Annotated in this window: 5 protein-coding genes and 1 pseudogene; all 6 read left to right on the top strand. The window is 55.6% G+C overall.

Annotation, left to right across the window (positions count from 1 at the left end; genetic code table 11):
- On the top strand, positions 1-1877 hold a 1877-nt coding region (locus PMM47T1_RS28315; RefSeq protein WP_008375746.1), incomplete at its 5' end, for a DUF2345 domain-containing protein.
- 825 nt (positions 1878-2702) lie between these two features.
- Positions 2703-4745: a lipase family protein gene (locus PMM47T1_RS28310; RefSeq protein ID WP_008375744.1), complete on the top strand. Its 2043-nt coding sequence runs from the start codon at positions 2703-2705 to the stop codon at positions 4743-4745.
- Between the two features lie 29 nt (positions 4746-4774).
- Positions 4775-5641, top strand: coding sequence for a hypothetical protein (locus PMM47T1_RS28305; protein ID WP_050990472.1), 867 nt, complete (start codon positions 4775-4777; stop codon positions 5639-5641).
- An 18-nt stretch (positions 5642-5659) separates the two neighbouring features.
- The gene (locus PMM47T1_RS31030; RefSeq protein WP_008375740.1) at positions 5660-5926 is read left to right on the top strand and encodes a PAAR domain-containing protein; all 267 of its coding nucleotides are present in this window, start codon (positions 5660-5662) and stop codon (positions 5924-5926) included.
- Positions 5927-5928: 2 nt separating this feature from the next.
- Positions 5929-7089 carry a hypothetical protein gene (locus tag PMM47T1_RS28300; RefSeq protein ID WP_157213102.1) on the top strand — a complete coding sequence of 387 codons (1161 nt, stop codon included), beginning with the start codon at positions 5929-5931 and terminating at the stop codon, positions 7087-7089.
- Between the two features lie 296 nt (positions 7090-7385).
- Positions 7386-7895, top strand: a pseudogene (locus PMM47T1_RS28295) (ImcF-related family protein); the annotation flags it as partial.

Below are 7895 nucleotides of genomic sequence, written 5' to 3'. Positions count from 1 at the left end.
CTCCGGGTCAGGTACTTAAAATCTCCGGCGGTGCGCCGCAAGCCTTTACACCGGGTGCGGTGATCACCCACCTGATCACCCGTGCCGCTCGCCACCGCAGTTTTGAAGTCAGCTTTGAGGCCATTCCCTACTCGGAAACGGTGTGCTTTCGTCCGGCGCTGAAAAACAAACCGCAAATCGCCGGCACCGTCCCAGCCCGCGTCACCAGCCCGCAGGAGCACGATCCTTACGGCCACATCGACATTGAAGGGCGCTACAAAGTCAATTTCCTGTTTGACCGCGACAGCTGGAAACCCGGTGAAGAAAGCCTGTGGCTGCGCTTGGCCCGCCCGTATGCCGGCGACACCCACGGCCTGCACCTGCCGCTGATTCCCGGCACCGAAGTGGCCATCGCCTTTGAACAGGGCGACCCTGACCGGCCCTACATCGCCCATGCGCTGCACGACAGTCAGCACCCGGACCACGTGACGTTGGGTAAACGCGACTACACGCGCAACGTGCTGCGCACGCCGGCCAACAACAAGCTGCGCATGGAAGACCGGCGCGGGCAGGAGCACATCAAGCTCAGTACCGAGCACGGCGGCAAAAGCCAACTCAACCTCGGGCACCTGGTCGATGCACAGAAGCAGAAGCGCGGTGAAGGCTTTGAACTGCGCACTGATGGCTGGGGGGCGATTCGTGGCGGTAAGGGTTTGTTTATCAGTGCTGATGAACAGGGCAAGGCTCGGGGCGAGCAACTCGATATGGAGGCTGCCATTGAGCAACTGGAAAGCGCCTTATCACTGGCTCGCTCCATGGCTCAAGCTGCCCGTAGCGCTGAAGTGAAGTCCGGCGATACTGAGAGCCAACAAGACTTGCTTCAGGCGCTTAAGGGGTTGGCACAGCCGGGTGTTCTGCTGCATGCCCCAGCCGGTATCGGCGTGCTCAGTCCTAAAGCCGTATGCCTGTCCTCCGGAGGGGAAAGCGTGGGCATCATGGCCGCCCACAACACTGACATCAGCGCCGGGAAAGACATCACCGCAGCCGCCGAGGGCGGCGTCAGCGTGCTCGCGCAACGTGCCGGCCTGCAACTCAAGGCCGCTCAAGGCAAAGTCGAACTGCACGCTCAGGGCAGCAACCTGCACGCTCTGGCAAAAACCGATATCAAGATCGAAAGCGTCGAAGGCCGCGTAGAAATCAGCGCCCCGCAAGAGTTGGTACTTAACTGCGGTGGCGCCTACATCCGCATCAAGAACGGCGATATCGAATTGGGTGCCCCCGGAAACATCTATCTCAAAACGGCCAATGTGCAAAAGCTTGGCAGCGCCAGCCTTAATACCCCGGCGTCACTGTTGCCCTCTGGGTACGCCGGCGGCTACACCTTGAAAGACGAAGCCCAAGCACCGATGCCATTTGCTCGCTACCGGATAACTACCCAACAAGGCGAGGTATTCAGCGGGGTGACCGATAAGGATGGCCAGACCATGAGTGTCCATACGTTGGTGCCGGGAGAGTTGAAGCTTGAGTTTCCGAATGAGGAGCGGAAGTCTGGACCAGGGTATTGGGTGACAATTGATCACGATTATCATGGGCTGAAGAATACAGCCCTCATGGTTCTCAATCGGCTTACGTCGATGGGCGATGAGGGGAGGCTTTTTGGGTCAGAAGGTAAGGACTACCAGAACACTAAACGTGACAAAGTTCAGGAGTGGAAGCCGTTGCCTGACGATGCCGATGACAATATTAAAGCCCAGTCTGCAATTCGTAAATACGGGGAAAATAGGCGAATACCTCAAACATATTTGGAGGGTGACGATGCTTGGGCGGCTGGCGGGCGTTCTTCGTATTGGCAACCAGGCGTTGCCGATGACGTGTATGAAAAAAAGGTGGAAAACTGAATGAATATCAAATGGCTTTATCTGTTCTGGGGTGGGATGGATCTTCTTTATGTTGGACGATTCTGCTATCTGGGGTTTGCTCAGGGAAGAATTCCTTTTTACAGTGATATACAGTCCTTTTTTTTGTTGAGTGCAGAGCACGGTTCCGTTTCGATTTTGCTTTTTTGGCTTTCGCTTTTTTTGAATGTTTCGATTATTTTTTCAATGATGTTGTTTTTTTTAAAGTCGAGTAAGATGCCATATTTAGTTTATGTCCAAACTCCTCTCAGGTTGTTATTTGCAGTGCCTTCTATATCGGTTCTCCTATGGTTTGCGAAAACAAGCGGTCCTACGTCAACTACGTTATTGTTCGCTCTGCTGCTACTTTCGGAGACAATAAAATTTTGCTCGGTTTTTTTTAGAGGGAAATTTATTTGGACCTAAGATGATGATCGCGAACGCTCTGGCAGGCCGTTTGTACCGTCGGTATATGTTGGTTGCTGGGGTTATATTCAATTGAAGAGCCTCGAAATTGGCAGGCTCGTGGGATGATGAAATAGAGGGATTTTGCAAGTGGGAAATCAGTTGGGTCAACGGGAACTCTGGCCAGTACTCTCTGGGTTGTGTGTAGGCGCTAAGGTTGATTAAAAATAAGCCGCACATGGGATATTTAATTTTTTAGGTGGCTTTTGCTTCGGCTAATCGTTAGATGAGTAATTAGGTTTTTTGTTATGCGATGTTTTTTAGATAGTAGTGGTTTGTTTCGAAAATTTTAGCCGATTGATCAGGTCAACCCATTCGACCGGACAGTTGCTCAGCCAATATCACTCTTCATTAAGGACCGTCATGAACGACACCCTGCACCGTACGGACACCCTCAACCCGCGTAAAGAGGTTACCGGGAAGAAACAGAAGCAGCATTGGGTCGAATTCCAGTTGCTGGACGAGCAGGGCGATCCCTTGGCGAACATGCCGTATCGCGCAGTGAACGACGCCACGCGTGCGGCGTGTGCTCCTGAGTATGCTGGCCAAAGCGATGCCCACGGGGTGATCCGCCTTGACGGTTTGCACCCGATACCCATCACCTTGCTGATGACAGCCAATCCTCTGGCCGAACAATTGCAAACCCGTCGCCTACGTGCGCAGCGGTCTGAGCCGCCCCGACCTGTAATCGGTGACCGTTCTCCGCTGTATGGTCCGCAGCGTTCGGGGTTTTCGCCAATTGAGCAGCAAGCAGTAGCGGCAGGCCATGGTTATCACTATTTGCGTATCGGTCAGTTATGCGATCAGAGACCGATCTTTGACCCGCCACTGGAAGCCCCCGATCAACTTCCGGCTTTCCACTTTCCGGATAAGACCTTCAGTGGTTTTACTATTGAGTACGATGGATTAAATCGTCGTCATGTACTTGAAATCTGCCCGCTCCGGGCCTGGTCACTGGTGCTGCACCATCAGTCGGAGTACAGCCTGGCCAATACATACAACCTGAGTCTAATGAGTATTTTGGCGTACAGCACCAATGAACCAGGTAGTTTCGGGTCGACTGAAGAGTTTTTCCTGCAGCAGTGCTTGGATCTATCGCGCACGCCGCGGATATGGGATAGCGGTCAAAATTTACCTTGTTTAGTCATCGATGTGCCGTTCAGTCAGCGCTATACCCAAGCATCAATGCTGGATACAGCAACGGCCGAACAGCCAGAAGGGGATACTCAGCTGTTCTATGCCATTAGTAGCTCTCAGGTGCTGGTGGCTTGGCGAGGCACGGAGATGGATGGATTCGCTGACTTCAGCACCGACGCGACCTTTCGCCCGGTAAAGCCGGAAATGCAGATACAGTGCGAACTCAAAGTGCCTTGTGCCGATTTGACCCCAGAGGGTAGTGTGCACCTGGGTTTTCGTGACGGGTATGAAGTAGCCAGAAGGCTCTATGCCAAGGCTTTGGGCGAGACGATCCCTGTAGCCGCTACTGACAGGAAACTATTCATCTGTGGTCATAGCTTAGGTGGTGCCTTGGGACTGGTGCACGCGGCAGCACTCAAAGACCAAAATCCACTGCTGTACACGTATGGCATGCCGCGCACCTTTACTCTCAAGGCCGTCCAGAGCCTGATCGATGTCTGGCATTTTCGCCATGTCAACGACACCGATCCGATCCCTAGCGTTCCACCCGAAGCAGCATTGGACAACTACCTTTACGACCTCTATGGGCCACTGGGCACCACACTGGGTTTTGCGTGGTCGAGCGTTCAGATAGGCGCCAGTGCACTGTTCCGCCACGGCGACCCGTTCTGTCATCACGGTGAAATCGCCATATTCTTCAAAGCCGAGCAGCACTCGCTGCAACGCGGTTCGCACTACCCCGCATACCGCAGCAAGGAAGGGCTTGGTGCCCCCTATTACAGCACCGTCGCTCGTCGTCTGCCGGAAAAGGCCAAGCTCTACTTGGTGCCTGGCCTGAGCCCCGTAGACGACCAACAGTCAGAACAAGCGCAGCAGCGATTCACCACCTCATTGAACACTGAAAGCCGGACTCGATTCTTCTCGCCTTATAGCAACCCAAAATCTGGCCGGTTGATAGGCCTGGGGAACCACCTGATGAGCAGTTATCAACCCTATATCTATGGTCAACTGCTGGAGTCGATCAATCCTGAGCGCTCGCCACTGTTGAAGCGGCAGGTAGAGCGACAGGCATTCGAACGGCAGATGAACGAAAACTTTGAGAGCCTTGCCCCAGATGAATTGGAGCGCAACCGGGTGTTCCTCCATTTGCAAAGTCTGCTCGGCCAAGCCTTGCAGGTCACTCAACAGGCCGAAGGCGGAACCGAGGCACTTCAGCGTTTTGATGCTGTGGCCGACCCGCAGGCCTGTTACGAAAAAACTTACTGTTGAGCCCGGCCAGCGCCGTTGAGGACCAGACCATGGTTAAGAAGGTGCCCATTGCGTTACTCCCGCTGTTCGTCAGCCTCAGTGGTTGCGCCAAGGATTACAGCCTGGCGCCGCCATCGAACAGCGAACAGATGACCATCACAGTGAAGATCCCCAAGGCGCTTGAAGTAGAAACCATGCGGGTGATGTATCGCTCGGCCACTTGTAAGCGCATCACCCATGGCGCCAGTGGTCAGCGCATTGAGCTGGAGGGGTATCACGGCTTGGAGATGCAATTGCAACGCCAGGGACAAAGCGAACTGTACGTCGCGAAACTGCCCATGGATGGCGGTGGGGCCTGCCAGTGGCATTTGAGTAATGTGACGTTTGGCGTCGCCTATGCCGATCCGACGCATTTTGGCGAGAACGTGATAGCGGGGGGCGGAGGCGGCGTGGTGGTGATGTTTGATCATAATCGCCCCTCGCTAAGCTCTGGGTTACCGATAAAAGTCGATGGCGATTTGTCGATCAGGAAGGACTACTACCCATCGGTTGTCGAAATATTTTTGGGGGGGTATCGAAAGTACATTGGACTCAAAGGACGCGAAAGCTCCGACTATCTGATGTATCAGGCATTACAGGCCCGGCAAGTGTATTTCGAGCCGGTTTTTCATGCTGATTTTGTGGTCTATTCAGCTACCCCCAAGGTAAAAAAAGACGGCAACTACACGGTCATCACCTATCCGGACGGAAGTGTTCAAACGGATGGTCGAAATGGACCCAACTTTGAAAAATTGCAGGCCATTCGCTTGGGGGGGGGGAATGATCTGGGACTCTTTTCCTGCGAGCGCAGACCATCAGCTCAACTCCTTTGTTTTTATGAGCAGATAGCTACTGCCAGTCATTGGTCCAGTCTTTAACTATTGGAATCACTTTTAATGTCCCAGGGATTTGTTTTGTTGGGTGATAAAACCACCCACGGTGGAGAAGTCATATCGGCCTCATCCACGACTATCGTTCATGGCAAGCCTGTGGCCTTGGTTGGCGACGAGGTTCGTTGCCCGCTGCCGGGCCATGGCGTCAACCGGATTGTCGATGCTTGCCCGGATTGGTCTGAGGATGGTCGGGCGATGGTGGTCAACGGCTGCCGTTGTGAGTGCGGTTGCCAGGTGATCTCCAGTGCTCCTGATTGCGGGCTGGGTTAACCATGGGCTGGGATCGTCAGCCGCCCGAAGTGGTGGAAGCTCCAGAGCCCCCTGTGTTGGGCCGTTGGGTATCGGCGGCAGTCGTGGCTGTGCTCGCCTGCGTGCTGCTGTTTTTGCTGCATGCCTCCGAACGTATACCGCTACTGCATACGTTCAATATCTGGGCATTCTCCGGTTCGCCGTTGCTGGTCTGGATACTGGCGTTTGGTGCTCGTGCCCATGCCTATGGAGGAGCACTGAGCCGTTACCAGTTTCTTGAGGAGGAGGCGCAAGGTGCACAACAGTCCTGGCAGGGCTGGGCGCAGCGCTACCTGGCAGTGTCTGCCAGTTGTGTGCTGTTGCCGGATCAGGTGTCTGCCAGCGTACTGACGCAAGGTCCCTCTGGTTTGCCTCCCCGTACAGGGCAGGTACGGCGTATTGCGGATTTGCCTGTACAGGTGGAGCGCGCGCAGACCGGATTGCAGCTGTTGGTCCAAGCACTGGCGCCGGCACTGCAAGCCTTGCCGACGGCCCAGGAGCTGCGGATCACCCTGCTGAGCGATGTCGATCCTGGGCAATACGAAGCCTTGCGCGATGCCTTGCAGCAGACTTGGTCCACCACGATGAGCCAACCACTACCCGCAACGGTCACCGTAGCGGATGAACTGTCGTACCGCTGGATCGATGAAACGCTGAAGACCGCCAGCGCAGCCATCGAGTTGATCCTGGTGCTACAGGTACACGGCGAGGAAGCGTACTCCGACGGGCTTGCAGCCTTGCTTTTATGCCCGGATAGCCTTGCATTCGCCTTGAAGCTACCGGTGACGGCTGGCTTGTTACGGCCAATGCCGTTGGACAATGACGCACTGGATAGCGAATTTCCGCTGTTCCTGCAAACCCAGACAAGTGCTTGCCAGGCGACTGGCTTGTTGGCCGACGACGCGGATTGGCTGTCACTGACCGGCAAAATGTTTGCTGTCGCAGGTGCTCATGGCGCGTCGCTCAAGGTGGAGTCGCAGTGGACTCAGGAGAGCCTGTGTGGGTTGTCGGGGCCGCTCGGTCACTGGCTGGTGACTGCGCTTGGAGTGGAAATGGTCCGGCATCAGCGCAAGCCTTTGTTGGTCTTGGCCCAAGAAGAGTCGCAGCACTGGATTAGCACTGTTACCACGGGAGAGTTGGCATGAAAGCTTGGAGTAATTCATGGCGCCGCGCGGGGGCAGCAGTGTGGATCATTACACTTGTAACCGCGCTGGGCTGGGTGATCTGGAAGTACGGTGATCGGATAGGGTTAGTCGAGAGTCACCACCAGCTGTTCGCTTTTTTACTGATCATCACCATCGCAATGGTGGGCAGTTTGGTACCACGGCTGTTGGCGCATCTCAAACGCCAACGCCACCAAGAGCAGGGGCGGGCAGATAAGGTCTATGCCCCGACAGACGCACAGATGGTTTTGCCTCGCCAACCAGCTGTTGATCTCTCAGTGCTGCGCGATCACCTGCGCGAGCGCTACGGCTTCTTCTGGCGCCGCAAAGTCCGACTCCTATTGGTCGTCGGCGAACCGGCCGAAATCGAAGCCATCGCCCCGACCCTAACCAACCAGCGCTGGCTGGAAGGCCAAGGCACCGTCCTATTGTGGGGCGGCGGTGCCCAGGAGCCGCTGGAGCAGTCATTCCCTCAGCAGTGGGCTGGCCTGAGCCGCTGGCGTGCGCTGGACGGCGTGGTCTGGGCACTGAACAACACCCAGGCCGCCGATGATGCCGCGATGGGCGCGGGCGTTCGCCAATTACAGAGTCTGGCCCGCAGCCTGAGCTGGCAGTTGCCGTTGTACCTGTGGCAGGTCTGCGACAGCGCCTGGTCTCAGGACACCCGCACGGCGCAGCCAGTGGGCTGCTTGTTGCCGGCACGCTTTGATGCGCAGGCGTTGCAAGGTCGTTTGAATGATTTGCTGGAGCCTTTGCGTCGCGAAGGCCTGGCCCAGATCAACCATGTG

Origin of the sequence: Pseudomonas sp. M47T1, assembly GCF_000263855.1 — a bacterium.
Taxonomy (GTDB): Bacteria; Pseudomonadota; Gammaproteobacteria; order Pseudomonadales; family Pseudomonadaceae; genus Aquipseudomonas.
Note: the sequence above shows the minus strand (reverse complement) of the source record. Positions and strands in the feature narration are given on the sequence as shown.